At 56.2% G+C, this 352-nt stretch carries 1 rRNA gene; it reads right to left on the reverse strand.

From position 1 onward, the window contains the following. Positions 1 to 352 (reverse strand): 23S ribosomal RNA (locus WS34_RS15220); the annotation flags it as partial.

Consider the following 352-nt stretch of genomic DNA (forward strand, 5'->3'; position numbering starts at 1 on the left):
TCGGGGTACTTTTCACCTTTCCCTCGCGGTACTGGTTCACTATCGGTCTCTCGGGAGTATTTAGCCTTGCCAGGAGGTCCTGGCGAATTCAGGCAGGATTTCTCGTGTCCCGCCCTACTCGGGATACCGCTATCTAAGAAAGAGGTGTCGTGCACGGGGCTATCACCCTCCACGGCTTACCTTTCCAGGTAATTGCACTTCGTCTTCCGTCGAATCTCGCGGTCCCATGACCCCGCTGTCGCCGAAACGGCAGCGGTTTGGGCTCTTCCCCGTTCGCTCGCCACTACTGGGGGAATCACTTTTTGTTTTCTTCTCCTGCGGGTAATGAGATGTTTCAGTTCCCCGCGTTCGC

The sequence above is a fragment of the Odoribacter sp. N15.MGS-14 genome (assembly GCF_000980245.1).
In the GTDB taxonomy this organism is placed as follows: domain Bacteria; phylum Bacteroidota; class Bacteroidia; order Bacteroidales; family Marinifilaceae; genus Odoribacter; species Odoribacter splanchnicus.